Source organism: Pseudomonas sp. BP6, from assembly GCF_017875935.1.
In the GTDB taxonomy this organism is placed as follows: Bacteria; Pseudomonadota; Gammaproteobacteria; order Pseudomonadales; family Pseudomonadaceae; genus Aquipseudomonas; species Aquipseudomonas putida_Y.
Map to the genome: position 1 here is coordinate 2,836,366 of NZ_JAGINI010000001.1, position 18,017 is coordinate 2,854,382.

Here is an 18,017-nt window from a genome sequence, read left to right on the forward strand (position 1 = left end):
GTTCGCAACGCCGTTGCAGTGCCTCAGGCCATCAGCAAGGAATGCCCGCCAGCGGCCACACAGGTGCTGGCGTCGCTTTGACCATATTGCGTTTTCGCGCCCACTGGGTCAGTGCGGCCATCAGGGCAAAGCCAAGCAGGATCATCACCGGATAGGCCAACAGCAACTCGGTCAACGAATACTTCCAGGCCAGTGGCCGACCGACGCCCAGCATCGCTGCATATAACCAGGAAACACCTGACAGTGCACCAGAAAACAGCGCAAACATCCGCACGCCTATATTCAGGTCAAGCAAAGAACCGGCCTTGAGCAAGGCAGGTAATACATAACGATGCAACAACATGCCATTAAAGGTCAGGAGCAAGACAATAATGACTTTTGCGTGAAGTTTGGGATTGGCGAAATAACTCATGCCCTTTTCAAGGTAATCGATACCAATGACCGCGGCACCGGTAAGCCACAAGAATATCAAGGCATTGGCAACGGACGCCTGCAATCGCGCCATGTGCTTACCGTCATGGCTGGCCTGTTGATGCCCCTTCAACAAGTCCCTGACCATCTCGGCATCGCTGGTAAATACCAGGCCGATGGCGATACAACAGGCCAGTAAATGAACATAAATGACCGACAACCGCACCAGTTCCATGGATTCTTTCTGCCCGAACAGGCTAATAATTGTATTAAACTCCACGTCGAATTCTCCACGTAATGCATCAGCGCTAGATGGCCTTGCAACGAACATGCGTACGACTTGATCGCACCAGGAAGACCAAATTCATATCGTTAATTGAAACATCGAATGGTTACTCAATTGCACACAGTGGCTCAACCGTTGAGCCTCGGTTGGGCATGGCGTTACTCCATCGTCAGAGGTAAAAAAGCCCCGTGTGCATCCCTGCGATTCAGATCAAGTTGAACGTCCATTACGTTCTGGGGAGAGGTGCGAAGTGCGCTGCTTGAAGAACACACTTGCTGGCAAATATGAGCGACCCACTGGCAAATCGTTCATTTCTTGAGCAAAAGCACCGACCAGCGGTATTTAAAGCCGTATTAGTTAGTTTACTAACTTCTTGCAAGCTGACCGAATGGTAAGTTTTAAAGACCCGTGGATCCAAACTCCGCGACAGGCCATTTAAGTGCTCTATTTCGCTGAGTGGTGAACGACTACCCAGTCAATGCACCAGGAGCAACTGGCTCAATACCGCCCGCAGTTTCCCGGGTTTCACAGGTTTGTTCAGTAGCGGCGCCCCTAGCTTCTGCAAGCCACGCCGGCACTGATCGCTGCGGTCTGCGGTAATGATCACTGCCGGTATGGCAGTCGCAAAATGCTCACGCAGGTTCCTCACCACCTCGCAACCCACCACGCCATGGTCCAGGTGGTAGTCAGCCAGGATCAGTTCCGGGGCTCGCCCCTGCAACGCCAGCAAGGCGCTCTCCTGGTCGGTCGCCGTGACCACTTCGCACCCCCACTGCCCCAACAGCGCGCCCATGCTCTCGAGTATGCTCACTTCGTTGTCCAGCACCAGCAGGCGGCGGCCCGGTAGCGGATTACCGGCGCTGGGCAGCGGCACAGCCTGATGAACAGCCAGCGGCACTTCTTTGCCAAGAGGTACCTCGATGCTGAACACCGAGCCACGCCCCGGCCACGAGCGCACTTCGATCCGGTAACCGAGAATCTTGGCGATCCGTTCAACGATGGCCAGCCCCAGGCCGACACCCTTGCGATCGGCAGCGCGACCAACGTCCAGTTGGTTGAACTCGAGAAAAATGGCCTGCAGCCGATCCTGCGCGATGCCTCGCCCGGTATCCCACACCTCCAGCCGCAACTGGCCGCCGCGGCGCCTCGCCCCGAGCAGGATCCGCCCCTCGTCGGTGTACCGGCAAGCGTTGCTGAGGAAGTTGCGCAGAATGCGCGTCAGCAGCCGCAAGTCAGTGCTGATGGCGTAATCGGCTATGCGTGCATGCAGCTTCAGGCCTGCTGCATCGGCCACCGAGCTGAACTCCGAGACCAGCGGCGCGAACACCTCGTCCAGGCGGTACACAGCCACGTCCGGCTTGACGGCAGCCTGGTCGAGCCGGGAAATGTCCAGCAGGTCGGTCAGCAGGTCTTCCGCGCCCTCCAGGGCCTGGTGGGTACGCTCCACCAGCACATGCTCGGCCTCTGGTAATGGCCGCTCGCGCAAGGTCGAGATCAGCAAGCGCGCGGCGTTCAACGGCTGCAGCAGGTCATGGCTGGCGGCAGCGAGGTATTTGTCCTTGCTGCGGTTGGCGGCTTCGGCGGCATCACGCGCCTCCAGCAATTCATCGGTACGCGCAGCGACCCGTTGCTCCAGTTCGTCATTGAGCTGTTGCAGGCGTTGCTGGGCCAGCTTGCGTTCGGTGATGTCGGCAACGAACCCCTCCACCAGCCCTTCATGGCCGGGTTTGAGCAGCAGGTTCATCAGCACATCGAGATGGCTGCCGTCCTTGCGCCGCAGACGGGTTTCGTAGCCGTGCAGGCTGTGCTCACGGGCGAGCACCGCGGTAATGGCCTGCAACTCCTCGGCACCGCCATCAAACAGGTTGGCGGCCAGGTCAGTCAGGGAAAAAAGCACCGCTTGCGGGTCGTCGTAGCCAAGCATGCGGGCCAGCGCCGGGTTGGCGGCACGCATGCCGTCCTGAAGGCTGGCCTGGAAAATCCCGTGCACGGCGTTTTCGAACAGCCATTTGTAACGGTTGCGCTCGGCTTCCAGTTCGTCCAGGCGGGCAGACAGCTCCGGGTAATGGCTTTTGCGCGCCGAGTGGTCACCCAGCCCCAGCAGCCCGGCCAACGCCCGCTGCTGCTCGTCAGAGGGCCTCGCCATAGACCACCTCGACATCACGCTGGCTCGACGCACGGGGGTTGGTGAGGATGCACGGATCGTCCATCGCGTGTTGCGACAGGAACGGGATATCGGACGTGCGCACCCCATGCAGGCCCAGGGTTTCATGGAAGCCAATGGCATGCTTCAGGGCAGTCAAGTGCTCCACCAGGCGCCCACAGATCTGCCGTTGATTAAGACCGCGGCAGTCGATCCCAAACACCTCGGCGATCACCTTGAAACGCTCCGGCGCCGAGCTGTAGTTGAACGCCACCACGTGCTCCACCAGCACCGCGTTGCACAAGCCATGGGGCAAGTCGAGGAAACCGCCCAGGCTGTGCGACATGGCGTGCACTGCGCCCAGGATCGCATTGGAGAACGCCAGACCCGCCTGCATGCTGCCGAGCATGATCTTCTCGCGCAGCGCAATATCAGTAGGGTTGGCGATCATCTCCACCAGGTTGCCATTGATCAGGCGCATGGCTTCCAGCGCATGGGGATCGGTCAGCGGCCCGTGGCCGGTAGACACGAAGGCCTCGATGGCATGCACCAACGCATCGATGCCTGTGCAGGCCGACAGGAACGGGTCCATGCTCAGGGTGGTCTGCGGGTCGATCAGCGACACGTCCGGCACCACCGCCTTGCTGACGATGGAGAACTTCATGCGTTCCTGCTGGTTGGAAATGATCACGAACTGCGACACGTCCGCCGAAGTGCCGGCGGTGGTCGGAATCAGGATCAGCGGCGGGCTGGGCACGCGGATCATGTCCACGCCTTCGAATTCGAGGATGCTGCGCCCATGGGCAACCACGATACCGATGGCCTTGCCGCAATCCATCGGGCTGCCGCCACCGACGGCGACGATCACGTCACAGTGGTTCTGCCGATAGATTTCGGCGCCGAGCATCACCTCCTCGACCCGCGGGTTGGGTGACACCGCTGTGTACAGGCAATAGTCGATGTCTTGGGCCTGCAGGCTGGCCTCCACATCCGCCACCCAGCCGGCGGCGATCACGCCAGGGTCGCTGACCACCAGTACCTTGCGCGCACCGAAGGTTTTGGCGTAGTTGGCCACGTTGTGCCGGCAGCCGGCACCAAAGATGATTTCAGGCGATACGAACTTGCGAAGGGGGCTGAAACTCTGGCTCATCGGTAAGCCTGTTCTTATTGTTCTGGAAGATAAACGCCAGCGTAAAGCATCCCACCACGAAAGCAACCAGACCAAAGCGGGGCTACCGGTCATTCTATCCAGGATTTGGCGCGGGCCACCTCCAGAAATGCCAGCACGTCCTCTTCGAGCCGCGGTACATCGGGGAAGCGTTGTGCCAGGCGGTCGATGATCGTTGCCACGGTACTGTGGCCGTCCAGCAGCGCCAGGACCCAGCCGGCACTGGCATTGAGCTCAATGATGCCCCCGGCGTACAACAGCACGTGGCAAGCCTTCTGTGGCTCCCAGTCCAGGCGCAAGCCGCGCCCCAAGGCAAGGGCTTGCTGGCGATCTATCAGGTTCACAGGCGCATGCTCCAGGAGGATCCGGCCACCGTGGCGATGGCCGGGCCGTCATCAACGGTTGGCGAAATACATCGTCACTTCAAAGCCAATGCGCAGGTCGGTATAGGCGGGTTTAGTCCACATAGGGCAAGTCCTCTTCTTGTGCCGGAGGATTCCGGTAGAAGCATTAATGCACGGGGGCGGACTGGACCGAATGCTACTTTGGAACGAGCTTGCGGGGTGCGTTGGTACGGGTAGGCCATGCATGTGCCGGCCCTTTTGCGGACTCGCCCGCCCCCACAGGTTCTTCACCGGTTCTGGAACCAACGGTGAACCTGTGGGAGCGGGCGAGCCCGCGAAGGCCGCGACGCGGTTTAGAAGAAGCCCAGCGGATTGATGTCGTAGCTCACCAGCAGGTTCTTGGTCTGCTGATAATGGTCAAGCATCATCTTGTGGGTCTCACGGCCAACACCGGACTTCTTGTACCCCCCGAACGCCGCATGCGCCGGGTACAGGTGGTAGCAGTTGGTCCACACTCGCCCGGCCTTGATCCCGCGGCCCATGCGGTAGGCACGGTTGATGTCGCGGGTCCACAGGCCGGCGCCCAGGCCGAATTCACTGTCGTTGGCGATCGCCAGCGCTTCGGCTTCGTCCTTGAAGGTGGTCACGCCCACCACCGGCCCGAAGATTTCTTCCTGGAACACGCGCATCTTGTTGTTGCCCTTGAGCAGGGTTGGCTGAATGTAGTAACCGCTGGCCAGGTCACCCTGCAGCCGCTCGGCACCACCGCCGGTGAGCAGCTGCGCGCCCTCCTCCCGGGCAATTTCCAGGTACGAAAGGATCTTGTCGTACTGTTGCTCGGACGCCTGGGCACCCACCATGGTTTCGGTATCCAGCGGGTTGCCGCGGGTGATCTTGGCGATCTTCTTCATCACCTCGGCCATGAACGGCTCGTAGATCGACTCCTGGATCAGCGCCCGTGACGGGCAGGTGCACACCTCGCCCTGGTTGAAGAACGCCAGCACCAGGCCTTCGGCAGCCTTCTCGATGAACGCCGGCTCGGCCTGCATGATGTCTTCGAAGAAAATGTTCGGCGACTTGCCGCCCAGTTCGACGGTGGACGGGATGATGTTCTCGGCCGCGCACTTCATGATGTGCGAGCCCACCGGGGTGGACCCGGTGAAAGCGATCTTGGCAATGCGCTTGCTGGTGGCCAGCGCCTCGCCGGCCTCACGGCCAAAGCCCTGGACGATGTTCAGTACGCCTGCCGGCAACAGGTCGGCGATCAGTTCGGCAAAGACGGTAATCGACAGCGGCGTCTGCTCCGCGGGCTTGAGCACCACGCAGTTGCCAGCGGCCAAGGCCGGGGCAAGCTTCCAGGCGGCCATAAGCAGCGGGAAGTTCCACGGGATGATCTGCCCCACCACACCCAGCGGCTCGTGGATGTGATAAGCCACGGTGCCTTCGTTGATCTCACCTACGCCACCTTCCTGGGCGCGGATGCAACCGGCGAAATAGCGGAAGTGGTCGGCTGCCAGCGGCACGTCGGCATTCAAGGTTTCGCGTACGGCCTTGCCGTTGTCCCAGCTTTCGGTAACCGCCAGCACTTCCAGGTTCTGTTCGATGCGGTCGGCAATTTTCAGCAGTACCCGCGCACGGTCTTGCACCGAGGTCTTGCCCCAGGCTTCGGCGGCGGCATGCGCGGCGTCCAGGGCGCGCTCGACGTCCTGGGCCGTGGAGCGCGGGAATTCGGCAATCGGCTGGCCATTGACCGGCGAGCTGTTGGTGAAATACTGGCCCGCCAACGGCTGCACGAACTCGCCACCGATGAAGTTGCCATAACGGGGTTTGAAGGATACGACGGCGCCTGGAGTTCCGGGTTGTGCGTAGATCATGCTGAGCCTCTGCGGGTCGGTGCCTGTCCCACGACAGGCGATGCACCGATGGTAACAAGCCCGCGTGCCGGGCGAATGCATCGTTGGCAGCGGGGCTCTCGTCATTTGGTAGTAGGCTCTGTACGAAAAGTCTTGAGACGCAGGTCAGGCAAGGCGAAAACAGCCGAGGAACGGCCGGGGTCGCGCCCGACTGTACTGAAGTACATGAGCACTCCGAGGCGGTTTTCAACGCAGCATGAACAAGTATCAAGGCTTTTCGTCAGAGCCTAGGGCCGCTTGCTACCGATCAGCGGCAGCAAGCGGCAGTAGGCAGGCGTTAGGGCTTGGTGCTCGCGGTTTGCTGCAACTGCTTGGGCAACTTGAAGGTCCAGAGCATGCCGCCCTGGTTGAAGTCCTTGACCCGTTTGGCCACTTCGCCGCCCCACAGCGGCACCGCGCCGCCCCAGCCGGAGACCACCGAAACGTATTGCTCGCCGTCCATTTCCCAGGTGACGGGCGAGCCAAGCACGCCTGAGCCGGTCTGGAATTCCCAGACCTTGTCGCCGGTCTTGGCATTGAATGCCTGCAGGAAGCCCTCTGGCGTGCCCGTGAACACCAGGTTGCCCTTGGTGGTCAGCACGCCGCCCCACAGCGGCGCGTAGTTCTTGTGGCGCCACACTTCCTTGCCGCTGATCGGGTCGATGGCACGCAGCACGCCGATGTAGTCTTCGTTGAGCGGCTTGATGGTGAAGCCGGCACCGAGGAACGCCGCGCCCTTCTTGTAGGCGATGCCTTCGTTCCAGATGTCCATGCCCCACTCGTTGGACGGCACGTAGAACAGCCCTGTGTCCTTGTTGTAGGCCATCGGCATCCAGTTCTTGGCGCCGAGGAAGGCCGGGGCGACGAACACCGAGCTGCCCTTGGCCTCGCTGCCGGGTGCGCCCGGGCGGCTGGCGTCGTTGTAGATCGGCCGGCCGTCCTTGTCCAGGCCTGTGGCCCAGGTGATCTTGTCCACGAAGGGGAAGCCGCGGATGAACTTGCCGTTGGTGCGGTCGAGCACGTAGAAGAAACCGTTGCGGTCGGCCGTAGCGGCAGCCTTGACCTCCTTGCCGCCGTCCTTGTAGTTGAACGAGATCAGCTCGTTGACGCCGTCGAAGTCCCAGCCGTCATGCGGCGTGCTCTGGAAGTGCCACTTGATGGTGCCGTCGTCCGGGTTCAGTGCCAGGCGTGAGGAGGAGTACAGGTTGTCACCGGGGCGCAGGTGCGAGTTCCACGGGGCCGGGTTACCGGTACCAAACAGGATCAGGTTGGTTTCAGGGTCGTAGTAACCGCCCAGCCACGGCGCGGCGCCGCCGGTCTTCCACAGGTCGCCAGGCCAGGTCTTGCCCGCCTCACCGCCGGAAATACCGTTCTCGATTGCCTTGCCGTCCTTGTACACATAGCCCATGTGCCCTTCCACGGTAGGGCGCATCCACAGCAGTTCGCCGTTCTCCGGGTTGTACGCCTGGATCTTGCCCACCACGCCGAACTCGCCGCCGGCAACGCCTGTGATCAGCTTGCCATTGACGATCATCGGCGCGGCACTGATGGAGTAGCCTTCTTTGTGGTCGGCAACCTTCTTGCTCCAGACCACCTTGCCGGTGTCCTTGTTCAGGGCCACCAGCTTGGCGTCCAGCGTGCCGAAGAACACCAGGTTGCCGTAAAGCGCGACGCCGCGGTTGATCACGTCGCAGCAAGGGCGAATGTCATCCGGAAGACGTGCATCGTATTGCCACAGTTTCTTGCCGGTGCGGGCGTCCACGGCGAACACCCGCGAGTAGGAGCCGGTCAGGTACATCACCCCGTCCTTGATCAGCGGCTGGGCCTGCTGGCCGCGCTGCTTCTCGCCGCCAAAGGAGAACGCCCAGACCGGGCGCAGTTCCTTGACGTTATTGACATTGAGCATATCCAGCGGGCTGTAGCGCTGGCCCTGCACGCCCAGGCCATTGGTCACGATCTGCTGGGGGTTCTTCGGGTCCTGGAGGATGTCTTCATTGCTGACAGCGGCGTGAGCCGCGCCGGCAAGCAGCATGGCGCTGAGCACCAGGCTCACGGCGAACAAGGGGCGACGTGGGGATCGGGTCATGACGGCTACCTTTGGTTTTTTTGTTGTGCCCGGGAAAATTTCCCGGTGTGCCGGGAATTCTTGGTCCCGACCCGATTGCCAACAATTGCCCGCAGTGCGGAGTTTTCTAGTTCCTTGGTAGGGGTTGGGTTTGCCCGTCCTGTTCAACCAGAAACTGCTTGAGTCAATCTGCCCTGCCTTGGATAACTGCTCCCCCAGGCAAACGCCGTACGCCGCCAAACCACCACACAACTCCCGCTCCAATCACGGTAGTCAGCACTGCAAGCAGCAAGATAACCCCTTGCGCCCCCACCGGCGCCGCCAGTATTCCCACCAGCAAGCCCGCCAACGGTTGCGACAAGTTGTTGAGCAATGTGACCACTCCCACCGTCTTGCCAAAGTCCTGGGTCGGAATTACCCGCTGCCGAACATTGCGCATATAGACATTGAACATCTTGTCGAAACCGACAATCAGCAAAAACCCCAGCACATACCCTGCAAAGTTCGGACTCAAGGCGCTGATGAAAGCGCCGGCGGCAATCATCAAGTAGCCCACGCCACCCATTACCCGTAACGGCAGCACCACCCGGGCGAGAAAGAACAGGATCACGATAGTAGTTACTGCGGCAGCCGCCTGCAGCCATGCGTAGGTGTCCTTGCCAGCGCCATGCTCGCCGAGCACCATGGCCGCCGAGGTTGCTAAGGTGACCCCGACGATCAGGTTGACGCCGACGGCCAAGGTGATGATCTTCTTCAGTTCGGCCTGTTCGCCAATATGCCTGAAGGCGATACGCACGGGTTGGAACCAGATATCACGATGCTGCTCGTACACCGGCAGGGTGACCTGGCTGGCGCGCTGCCATGCCCGCATGCTCAGGTCGGCCAGCAGGAACAGTCCAGCAGTCCATAGCACTACCCAGTGCCATGCCATAAACTCCAGCAGCGCAGCTGCCACCAGTGGCCCGAGTACCAGGCCCGTCTGGTCAGCGATCTGAGAATAGGCGAGGGTCTTGGTGTAGTTGTAGTGCTGGAAGATATGCGGCATCACCACCTCGCGGGCCATGATGCCCTGAGTGGTCAGCCCCCCACACAGCGCCGACAGTACCACCAGCCAGGCAAAACCGCCGAACAAGGCATGAAGTCCCATCGCCAACAAGCACAGCAATGCCCGGTAAACTTGGCTAATGTGCAGGATCTTGATGGGTGAGAACTTGTCGCACAGTGCGCCGCATACCGGGAAGGCGAGAAAACGCGGCAGCGACTCGACAAAGAACGCCAGCCCTGCCCAAGCGACGCTGTTGGTGGCCTGGAACACTATCAGCGGCACGATGAACAACAGGATCTGGTCTGCCAGGCGCGAAAGAAACAGCGAAATGAAAAAGGCCAGGTAATCCTTGCGCATGCTGAACTCCTGTAAGAAGCAAGAAAGAGACCTTGCCAAACCTCAATAGGCCGAGCCCAAACGGTCGTTGAGGTTGTGTTTCTCGTCACCACGCAACGGTGGGTTGAACACACTGACCAGGATCAAGTCCTGCTCCTTGCCGCCGCGTAGGTAGTGCCGATCATGCTGGTCGAGTACATACACATCACCGGGACGTATCGGGTAGACATTCCCCTGCATGTCCTCGACCTCGCCTTCCCCGGCTATGCAGTAGCACGCCTCCAAATGGTTCCGATAGTGCAACAGCGATTCAGTGCCGGCACGAACCACCGTGTGGCAGAGGGTAAATCCCATGGCATCACGTTCGGTGAGTAGACGATGGCTAGTGCCGGCGCCCCACTCCACGTAGTAGGCGGTTTTCTCCACGTCGGACCTGCTGCGGATGAACATGTGAACCTCTCTGGGTATAAGGCGTTGAATGAAGAGTCATGCTTGGTCGTGACTACCATTGCGCAAGGTCGCTTCGCCGCAAGCCAGCATCGCGTCGCTCCAGGCCAGATCGCGATGCGCGGCGATAGCCTGGATGTCACACCAATGGCGCTGGAGTGGATGCCCTGCCGCCAACGAAGAGGCACCGAGCCGTCCTACCAGACGTTGCACCGCTTGCACGCACTGCCTCGCCAAATAGGCACGGTCGCGGCGTAACCGCAGCAGTTGACAGGTACTCAGGGCTTGATCGTGAATGCCTGCTTCATGCAACCGCGATATCAACGAGTCATAGAGAAGGCCAGCGCTGTGCAACTGTGCGGCCGAGTGAGCGACCTGCTCGGCAATCCTTGGGTCGCTGGCCAGCGAGTCAGTGAGCGCCGACACGAACGCATCATGGGCCCCCTCCGCGCAGCCAAACAACGGACCGATGATCGAAGTAGCCAGAAAGGGCGCCAATGGCAAACGGTCGATGTAATCGATCTCCGGTTTGGATGGGCGTTGGGCGAAGATTTCATGCAAGGCGAAAACCCGCTCGTGTGGTACCAGCAACTGGTGAGCCTGAACGTCGTGAGAGCCAGTTGCGGCCATGCCGCAACTGTCCCAGCTGTCGATTCGCTCAATATCCTGCGCGGCGACCAGTACGAGAAAACGTGGAGTGTGCCAGGCAGCCGGGTGGTTCTGACAAGGTGCATTGAGCATCAACCACGTCGCGTCTTCGATCCCTGAGCTGAACCGCCAGCGCCCGTTCACCCTTATGCCGCACGCCTCGTAGCTGAGCTGGCTGTTGGCGCTGGTGGACGCCGAGGCGAACAGCTGCCGGGGGCCGTCAGCGTACATTTGATCCTGGCATGCCGGGGGTAAACGTCGAGCGATGCTGCTGTGCCCACCCACCAAGGCCATCACCCAGCCGGTGGAGGCGCAGGCCCTTGCGGCAATGCGTGCGCTCTCCACCACTGTTGGCCAATGTGAGCTGCGGGTTGCAGGCGCTCGAGGCGACAACAGATCCAGCCACTCACCGGTGAACAGTTCGTTGAATGTATCGCGGCTCAAACGACGGTCTTTCTGCGCTGCTCCCGCTCGCTCGCGCCACCTTGACAGGTGTTGCAGTGCCCGTTGGCAGGGCGCGGGTTGGGCGGCGCGATGCAATACCTGTTGAACGTTTTCAGACATTGGCCGGCACCTCGACTTGATTACCATGGAGCACCACCGAACCCAGTCGCGAACCTTCAAAGCAGAAGCCCGGTGGTTGCACAACCGGGCCTAGCAGCTTGAGGAATCGTTCAATCCGCTGTTCGTCGTCCGAGGCCACAAACTCGCAGAAATTACTGCTGTTCCACAGCAGGTGGACGTGCTTGAAGCGAGCCGACAGGGCGCCTACCAGTTCTTCCATGGTGACCTGACCGTTTTGCATCTGCACGAGCATCTGCTGGCGTTTCCAACGGATTTCTTCCACTTTGAAGTAGCGGGTCTTGAATACTTCGTCCTTTATCTTCTCTCGTCGCAGATACTCTTCTGAATCGGGGTGGTTGAGCTTTTCGAGGAAAAATGCAAGCCCGCTGGGCTTCAGAAAACGCTTGATGTGGGCGATTTGTTGCGCGCGGTTACGGTTATAGAACTGGAATGCGGCCATTTCGTATATGAAATCGAATCCCTGGCTGAACGCTTTATATTCCGGCTTTTGCAGCAGCTTCGTGTTCATTTTGAAGAATGAGTGCGGGTAGAAGTGTGATAAGGCTGGGTCGGCATACCGCTCGAAGGCTATCTGGTTGGCACGGTTGGGCGACGAGGTGAGGCTAAGGATCAGGCCTTGGGATTGGCCAGCCAAAGCACGACCATTACTACCATCGAAGGCGTCCACCTCGAATATGCTGTAGCGCTGGCCGGCCCTGGGCGGGTAGGCCGAGACCAGTCGGGACAGCGTCACGCCAATCCTGGAGAGTTCCTCAAGGACGTACGGTACGCTAGCTAGAAAATGCGAAAACAGTGGGCCCGCCCCCGCAAGCAGGCGGTCGTGGTACTCGAGTACCTGAGGGTCGTCGATCTGTGACTTGAGGTGGCTGTCCAGAGACTGCGACGGAACTTGGCTCGCGCCAGTCGCCAGGCTGTGAAAATGCTCGGCCAGTTTCAACATGGCGCTTTGATGGAGGTCGTGGTCAAGACTGGCGTCGTCCAACGATTGCTGCGGAAAAGCGTTCATGTGTCTCTCCTGCTGTCAGATCAGCCCTCTGGCGCTGAATTTGCCTGAATCGGTTTTTGGCAAGGCCTCAAGGAACACGTAATAAGCCGGCACCATGTGCCAGTCCAATTGGGCTATGCAGTGATCACGCAGGGATTGCTCGATGGTCTGTATATGGTCAGTTTCGAGCACAACATAGGCCTTCGGTACGTGCCCGGCCGATTCGTCTGCGACCGGCACCACTAATACCTCGGCAACCGCCGGGTGTGACGCCAAACATTGTTCAATTTCCCGCGGGTTGACCTTCCAGATATTGCGGGCAAACACGTCATCCTTGCGTGCCACGTAGTAGAGGTAGCCTTGGGCGTCTCGCTTGAACAGGTCACCTGTGCGAAACAGGCGCGGGTGGCCGAATGCATTGTGTAGGAAGGCCATGGCATTGGCCTCGGGCATGTTCCAATACTCGAGCATCAGGTAGTCGCTGGTTACCAGCAGTTCGCCGACCTCCCCAGGCTGGTCAATGGCCCGCCCTCGCTCGTCCACCAAGTACAAGCAGACGCCGGGCAGAGGTTTGCCCACCGAGGCTGGGCGCTGATCGAGCTCCTCGGGAGGCAGGTAACTGACACGTTTGCATTCCGTGAGCCCGTAGTTGGAAAAGATCCGTACCCGAGGCAAAGCTTGCCGAATCTTCTGGATATGACGGGTGTAGAGAGCCTGGCCACTGCTGGATATATAACGCAGGCTGGGCACCCGAGCGTCCCAATGCGGGCCGGTATTGGCCAACAGGAAAAATAATGGAGGAAACACATGCACGGCGGTTACCTCCTCCCGTTCAACCACTGCGAGTATGTCCTCGGCAGTAGTGGCCGGCTGGCTTTCAATCACGCTGGTGGCGCCGACTACCAGCGGCATCATCACGTTGTAGACACCATAATCGGAGGCCAGAGTCGAATAACTGAGGACGCGATCATCTGGGGTGTTCTGCTGGTAGGCGGTGACTTGGCGTGAGGCAGCCAACATGATTCGGTGGTTGACCAGCACGCCCTTCGGATTGAAGGACGATCCGGATGTATAGAATATCGACGTAGACCTTTCGGGGTCTTCAATCAATGGCGGATGCCTCGTAGCAGCCTTTTGCGAAGGTCTGGAGAGGGCATCGGACATTTGAATGACCTGAGGCGGGAGCACAGCGCTCGGGGTCGTGAGCAGCACCCATTCAAGCCCAACGGCCTTGATAAGGCCCGGAAGGTCGTCGGTGCAGTCAGTGATCAGCAACCGAGCGCCTGAATGCTTGAGTTGATGAATCAGCCTGGCACGGCTCAGGGTATGATGGATAGCAGCAGTAACTGCTCCGGCTTGCAGAATGCCCAGATAAGCAGCTACCAGTTGTACGGAAATTGCCGAGTACAGACCCACACGATCGCCTGGAGCAATTCCCAGGGTTGGCAGGATAGATGCGATATCATCCGCTTGTTGTTGCAACACTCGATAGGAAGTTGCTACACCGTCTAGAACGATTGCTGACTTGCTTGGGTATGCATTGGCATTGTCCGCAATGACTTTATGAAACAAAGGCATGGCTCGATATCCTCTCAATCCCTTGCTCGGGTGCTAACGGCGCTTTCTTGCGCTCACAAAAATATAAGTACCTTACAGCTGCAGGCAGAAACTCGAAGGTCGTCGATTTCAGTAAGTTGGCCGTGCGGGTTATCTAAAAATCAATAGCAACTGACATACTCTGTCTTACCGATTTGGGAAAGCGGCACCACTCACTCTGATGATTTCCTTCAAAAGGTGTGCATAGCCTGCAAACAGGTTCAGAACATTTATGCACTCAAGACTTCAGACAGACAGAGAGGAACAGAGACAACCATTACAAATAGTTACAGAGGTATGACAACGGAAAAACATAAAAGCACCACTTATATTTGCTTGACACCCACACCACCAACAAAAACCAAACATATCGACAAGCAAAATCCTCCACCACAAAAGTTATCACGTCAAGGCGACTCTAAATAAAGTCAGGTCATTTTTGTCACTAATCAGTGACATTGTTCGCGCACCAGCAATTTGAAATATTTTGTTATCAGAAGTATCTGACAGATATTTGGAAGTTCCAAGAAAGTTACCCCACCCGTTTGCAACGAGCAGCGTTTAAACGTGGCATGAACGCCCGCCCGAACGACACCTTTACCAGGCCACTGGGAGTCGCGAACTTCTCCGCACCTCTCCAACCTGTAGTGGACAATATGCTACTCGACAGTGTTCCGTGAGCAGCATTCCACCGACCCGACTCGGCTCTCAAGCCACGTGGATCATGGCTGCTGCACGACAGCGCGCCGCCTCGGTGACGGGCGTACTCCATAGAGCAGCGCGTTCCGCCATCAGATTGGGGGCCTGGTATCGATGCGCCGGAGTTGCTGACGCTCATACCGGGGGTACAGGTGGCTGACACTGCGGATCAGCTCATAACGCGTCAGGCTGATCCCGGCAAACCGTTCGGGAATGGGGCTGCGGATCATCTCGGCCATGTCGTCACCGCGCGCCGCGCCATCGCGCATCAGGCCATCGAGCCAGCCCAGGTAGTCACGCATCTGCACGAACGGCTGCGCATCACTGGCCACCGGGCCATGCCCGGGTACCAACTGCTTCCAGGGCAGTGCCTGCAGGGTATCCAGGTCCTTGAGCCACACGTCCAGCCCTGGGCTATTAGGCGTGGTCAGGGCCCGTTGGTAGAACACCAGGTCACCGGCGAACAGTACGCCGGTCTTTTCATCGAAAATCGCCAGGTCGGCCCCCGTGTGCCCGCCCAGCCCCAGCAACCTCAGGCGGTGCCCACCCACCTCATGCACACCCGGCTGCAACACCCGGGTCGGCAGTACCACCTCGGTACCGCGCATCCAGTCGCCGACCAGGCGATACATGTTCTCGGCCATGGCATCGCCCTGCTCGCGCAGCAGGTCGCGGGTGCCGGCCAGGGCACCGATCGGCACATCGGCAAAGGCCTGGTTGCCCAGTACATGGTCAGGATGATGATGGGTCAACAGCACTTCCACTACCGGCTTGTCGGTGAGGGTGGCAATTGCCTTGCGCAATGCCTCGCCATAGCCCTTCGACGGCCCGCTGTCGATCACCACCACACCGCTGTCGGTGACGATGAACGCGGTGTTGACCACATTGCCGCCATTGGCCTTGGCGAAATTGTCGGTGCTGCCTTCCAGCAACCAGGTGCCCTCGGCGATCTGCCGGGGAGTGAGCCGGTATGTCAGATCAGCCTGGGCTGGTAGCCCCAGGCACAGCAGCAACAGCAGGATCCAACGCATGACAGTGCCTCGGGTCAGGGGGGAATCAGACAACGCGCTCAGGGCAGCGCCGCCTCGAACTGGTTGCCGCTGTTGTCCCGCAACAGCAGCCGGGTTGGACCAGGGCCCTGAATGTCAAAGCCAAGGTTGGGGTTTTCGCTGACCGCCGGGTACAGCTCCAGGCTGGCCAGGCGCTGGCCATCTGCACCTTGCAACTCGGCATGGTTGAGAAAGAATTCAGGAATGCCGCTGACCAGGCCGTTATCCATCGGGTGGGCCACCTGCAGGCGCAGGCGGCTGCTGTCATCACGCGGGTAGCGCCCGCCCAGCACCTCACCGAGGTGCTCCTCCCAGCCGGGCTGGGTGCGCACCACGCTGGGTGCGGTACAACCGCCGCCGGCAGCATCGATCAGGGTCGAACCGACGTGCCACAGGCCATCGCGTGTCAGTACGGCGGCGCGCAACGGTGTGGCCTGTTCGATGCGGATGCGGATCGACAACCAGGGCAACACGCGCTCACCGGGCTGAAAGTCGACGATGCGCGGCAGAGGGTTCAGCTCTGCCCAGGCGATAATCCGCACCACCTCGCCCGTGAACGCCCGGGCGTCGATCTCCAGCGGTACCTGCCGTGCATCCTCGGCAAAGGGCGGCGCCAGAAACTTCACACGGTCATCGAACACGAACGCCGCCTGCCCCAGCAACTGCTTGTGGTAGAAGTCCCACATCACGGAAGGCACCGGGTCTGTGTGGGTGCCTTGTGTCGCAGCCTGGGCGGCCCAGGGCATCCAGCAGGCCAGCAGGAAAGTTGCTCGCCAGTTCATGGCCACTCCTATTGATACATCTCCGGGACCTCGTAACGCAGGCCGTATGCGGCATACATCGCCTTGAGCCGGCCATCGCGAATCATCGCCTCCATGGCCTCCTCCACGGCATAGGCCAGCTGCCGGTTGCTCTCATGCACGGCCATGCCGATTTCCCAAGCCTGTTTACCGAGGTTCGGGTAGGCGTTTTCTGCCAAGGCCAGTTGCGCATCGGCGGCCTGGTGCAGCTGCCAGTCAACCTCGCCGCGCATCGCCATCACTGCGTCCACCTGGCCGGACTGCATCGCAGCAAATGCCTGTTGCACGCTGGGGTAATGGTGGGTCCTGGCGCTAAGCATGCCGTTGAACACCGACGTCAGGTAAAACGACGGCACGCTGTCCACCTCGACCCCGACAGGATGCTGCTGGAATACCGCGACACTGGCCACCGACGGCAAGCGACGGCGATCGTAGGCCACCTGCCAACGCTCCTCCTGATAGGGGCCGAACATCACCACCTGGGCGTTTTCCAGCTCACCCAGCTCGTTGCGCCGCTGCGCGTAGGCGCGATCGTAAGGCACCCGCATCATCAGGTCGGCCAATTGCTGATGACGCAGCGGGCTGCCGCGCCAGATGTAGTCGCGCAGGTCATCGTCGAGCTTTTCTCCGGGTGGCGCCCAGATCAGTTGCAGGCGTACCCCCAAGGCCGTGGCCAGGGCCTGCGCCAGCTCCACATCGACACCACGCGGCTGGCCGTGGTCCTGGAAACTGTAGGGGGCGAAATCCTTGTACACCGCCACCTTGAGCTCGCCGGCAGCGATGATCGCGTCGTAGTTGCGCACCTGCGCCTGGGCCGCCGCGCAACACAGCAGCAGGCCACTCAACAGCACCGCCCACAGACGCATGGCCGTCACTCCTCGACGTGCACGCTGTCCAGGTAGGTGCGCACCGCCCACAGGGCTTCCTGACTGAGGTAATCGGCCATCTTCGGCATGTACACGCGGCCGTCGCGAACCGCGCCGTGGCGTACCCGCTCGACGAACCATTCATCGCCAGCATCACCTGCATCGAGCATGCGCAAGTCAGGGGCGATACCACCAGACTTGGCCTCCAGGCCATGGCAGGCGGCGCAGTTCTGGTTGTAGGCCGAGGCGCCGATTTCCACCGCCTTGTCGTGCTCGGGTGAGCTGCGGTAAGGGTTGACCGCCGCCCAGCCGTCGTCGTCCAGGGTCACACCAGCGTCCTTGATCGGGGTCAGGCCCTTGGTCTCCACTGCCTGGGGCACCACGTTGCCATGGGCCCAGGCTGTACCGGTCAGCACGGCTGCGGCCAGCACTCCAGCAGCAAGCAACACATTGCATTTTGTTGTCATTGTTATGCCCTCACCATTGCACACAAAGCCTCAACCACAGAGGCCGTGCCGCCATCTTAGAAACACCCCGCGGGCGACCGAATGCTGCTTTGGTGTCCGGGCCTTAATCCCTTGGTAGTAGGGCTTGTGGCGAAGGGCCAATTGAGGTGTCGTGCGGGAACTTTTCCCGGCAAGGGCGGGACTTT

Annotated in this window: 16 protein-coding genes; all 16 read right to left on the reverse strand. The window is 60.1% G+C overall.

Going from position 1 to position 18,017, the window contains the following annotated elements; genetic code table 11:
* Nucleotides 1–31: 31 nt before the first annotated feature.
* Entirely contained in the window at nt 32–646 is a 615-nt protein-coding gene (locus J3A98_RS13035) for a hypothetical protein (protein ID WP_021783997.1), read from the reverse strand.
* 526 nt (nt 647–1,172) lie between these two features.
* Nucleotides 1,173–2,843 carry a NahK/ErcS family hybrid sensor histidine kinase/response regulator gene (locus J3A98_RS13040; RefSeq protein ID WP_209966609.1) on the reverse strand — a complete coding sequence of 557 codons (1,671 nt, stop codon included), beginning with the start codon at nt 2,841–2,843 and terminating at the stop codon, nt 1,173–1,175.
* The gene (gene ercA / locus J3A98_RS13045) at nt 2,827–3,990 is read right to left on the reverse strand and encodes an alcohol dehydrogenase-like regulatory protein ErcA (protein ID WP_209966611.1); all 1,164 of its coding nucleotides are present in this window, start codon (nt 3,988–3,990) and stop codon (nt 2,827–2,829) included. The genes J3A98_RS13040 and ercA overlap by 17 nt, the downstream gene beginning before the upstream one ends.
* Before the next feature lie 89 nt (nt 3,991–4,079).
* On the reverse strand, nt 4,080–4,352 hold the full coding sequence (gene pqqD / locus J3A98_RS13050; protein ID WP_209966612.1) for a pyrroloquinoline quinone biosynthesis peptide chaperone PqqD: 273 nt from the start codon (nt 4,350–4,352) through the stop codon (nt 4,080–4,082).
* 51 nt (nt 4,353–4,403) lie between these two features.
* Nucleotides 4,404–4,475, reverse strand: coding sequence for a pyrroloquinoline quinone precursor peptide PqqA (gene pqqA / locus J3A98_RS13055; protein ID WP_003243383.1), 72 nt, complete (start codon nt 4,473–4,475; stop codon nt 4,404–4,406).
* A 230-nt stretch (nt 4,476–4,705) separates the two neighbouring features.
* Nucleotides 4,706–6,226, reverse strand: coding sequence for an aldehyde dehydrogenase family protein (locus tag J3A98_RS13060; protein ID WP_209966614.1), 1,521 nt, complete (start codon nt 6,224–6,226; stop codon nt 4,706–4,708).
* Between the two features lie 316 nt (nt 6,227–6,542).
* Complete coding sequence (gene pedH, locus J3A98_RS13065; protein WP_209966615.1) at nt 6,543–8,330, reverse strand: PQQ-dependent alcohol dehydrogenase PedH; 1,788 nt, start codon at nt 8,328–8,330, stop codon at nt 6,543–6,545.
* A gap of 163 nt (nt 8,331–8,493) precedes the next feature.
* Complete coding sequence (locus J3A98_RS13070) at nt 8,494–9,711, reverse strand: MFS transporter (protein ID WP_209966616.1); 1,218 nt, start codon at nt 9,709–9,711, stop codon at nt 8,494–8,496.
* A 42-nt stretch (nt 9,712–9,753) separates the two neighbouring features.
* Nucleotides 9,754–10,140: an ectoine synthase gene (locus J3A98_RS13075; protein WP_176684102.1), complete on the reverse strand. Its 387-nt coding sequence runs from the start codon at nt 10,138–10,140 to the stop codon at nt 9,754–9,756.
* Between the two features lie 36 nt (nt 10,141–10,176).
* A complete protein-coding gene (locus tag J3A98_RS13080) occupies nt 10,177–11,349 on the reverse strand; it encodes a hypothetical protein (RefSeq protein ID WP_209966617.1) in 1,173 nt (390 codons plus the stop codon).
* Nucleotides 11,342–12,376, reverse strand: a complete 1,035-nt coding sequence (locus J3A98_RS13085) for a class I SAM-dependent methyltransferase (RefSeq protein WP_209966618.1) — start codon at nt 12,374–12,376, stop codon at nt 11,342–11,344. Before J3A98_RS13085 ends, J3A98_RS13080 begins: the two co-directional genes overlap by 8 nt.
* A gap of 15 nt (nt 12,377–12,391) precedes the next feature.
* Complete coding sequence (locus J3A98_RS13090; protein ID WP_209966619.1) at nt 12,392–13,933, reverse strand: class I adenylate-forming enzyme family protein; 1,542 nt, start codon at nt 13,931–13,933, stop codon at nt 12,392–12,394.
* Between the two features lie 809 nt (nt 13,934–14,742).
* Nucleotides 14,743–15,681, reverse strand: a complete 939-nt coding sequence (locus J3A98_RS13095) for a quinoprotein relay system zinc metallohydrolase 1 (protein WP_209966620.1) — start codon at nt 15,679–15,681, stop codon at nt 14,743–14,745.
* A gap of 38 nt (nt 15,682–15,719) precedes the next feature.
* On the reverse strand, nt 15,720–16,481 hold the full coding sequence (locus tag J3A98_RS13100) for a quinoprotein dehydrogenase-associated SoxYZ-like carrier (RefSeq protein WP_209966621.1): 762 nt from the start codon (nt 16,479–16,481) through the stop codon (nt 15,720–15,722).
* An 8-nt stretch (nt 16,482–16,489) separates the two neighbouring features.
* Nucleotides 16,490–17,365, reverse strand: a complete 876-nt coding sequence (locus tag J3A98_RS13105; RefSeq protein ID WP_209966622.1) for a transporter substrate-binding domain-containing protein — start codon at nt 17,363–17,365, stop codon at nt 16,490–16,492.
* A 5-nt stretch (nt 17,366–17,370) separates the two neighbouring features.
* Complete coding sequence (gene pedF / locus J3A98_RS13110) at nt 17,371–17,832, reverse strand: cytochrome c-550 PedF (RefSeq protein WP_176684107.1); 462 nt, start codon at nt 17,830–17,832, stop codon at nt 17,371–17,373.
* Between the last annotated feature and the right edge of the window lie 185 nt (nt 17,833–18,017).

Coding starts and splice junctions, on each gene's coding strand:
- J3A98_RS13035 (WP_021783997.1), bottom strand. CDS start 646: ATGGAACTGGTGCGGTTGTCGGTCATTTATGTTCATTTACTGGCCTGT.
- J3A98_RS13040 (WP_209966609.1), bottom strand. CDS start 2,843: ATGGCGAGGCCCTCTGACGAGCAGCAGCGGGCGTTGGCCGGGCTGCTG.
- ercA (WP_209966611.1), bottom strand. CDS start 3,990: ATGAGCCAGAGTTTCAGCCCCCTTCGCAAGTTCGTATCGCCTGAAATC.
- J3A98_RS13060 (WP_209966614.1), bottom strand. CDS start 6,226: ATGATCTACGCACAACCCGGAACTCCAGGCGCCGTCGTATCCTTCAAA.
- pedH (WP_209966615.1), bottom strand. CDS start 8,330: ATGACCCGATCCCCACGTCGCCCCTTGTTCGCCGTGAGCCTGGTGCTC.
- J3A98_RS13070 (WP_209966616.1), bottom strand. CDS start 9,711: ATGCGCAAGGATTACCTGGCCTTTTTCATTTCGCTGTTTCTTTCGCGC.
- J3A98_RS13075 (WP_176684102.1), bottom strand. CDS start 10,140: ATGTTCATCCGCAGCAGGTCCGACGTGGAGAAAACCGCCTACTACGTG.
- J3A98_RS13080 (WP_209966617.1), bottom strand. CDS start 11,349: ATGTCTGAAAACGTTCAACAGGTATTGCATCGCGCCGCCCAACCCGCG.
- J3A98_RS13085 (WP_209966618.1), bottom strand. CDS start 12,376: ATGAACGCTTTTCCGCAGCAATCGTTGGACGACGCCAGTCTTGACCAC.
- J3A98_RS13090 (WP_209966619.1), bottom strand. CDS start 13,933: ATGCCTTTGTTTCATAAAGTCATTGCGGACAATGCCAATGCATACCCA.
- J3A98_RS13095 (WP_209966620.1), bottom strand. CDS start 15,681: ATGCGTTGGATCCTGCTGTTGCTGCTGTGCCTGGGGCTACCAGCCCAG.
- J3A98_RS13100 (WP_209966621.1), bottom strand. CDS start 16,481: ATGAACTGGCGAGCAACTTTCCTGCTGGCCTGCTGGATGCCCTGGGCC.
- J3A98_RS13105 (WP_209966622.1), bottom strand. CDS start 17,365: ATGCGTCTGTGGGCGGTGCTGTTGAGTGGCCTGCTGCTGTGTTGCGCG.
- pedF (WP_176684107.1), bottom strand. CDS start 17,832: ATGACAACAAAATGCAATGTGTTGCTTGCTGCTGGAGTGCTGGCCGCA.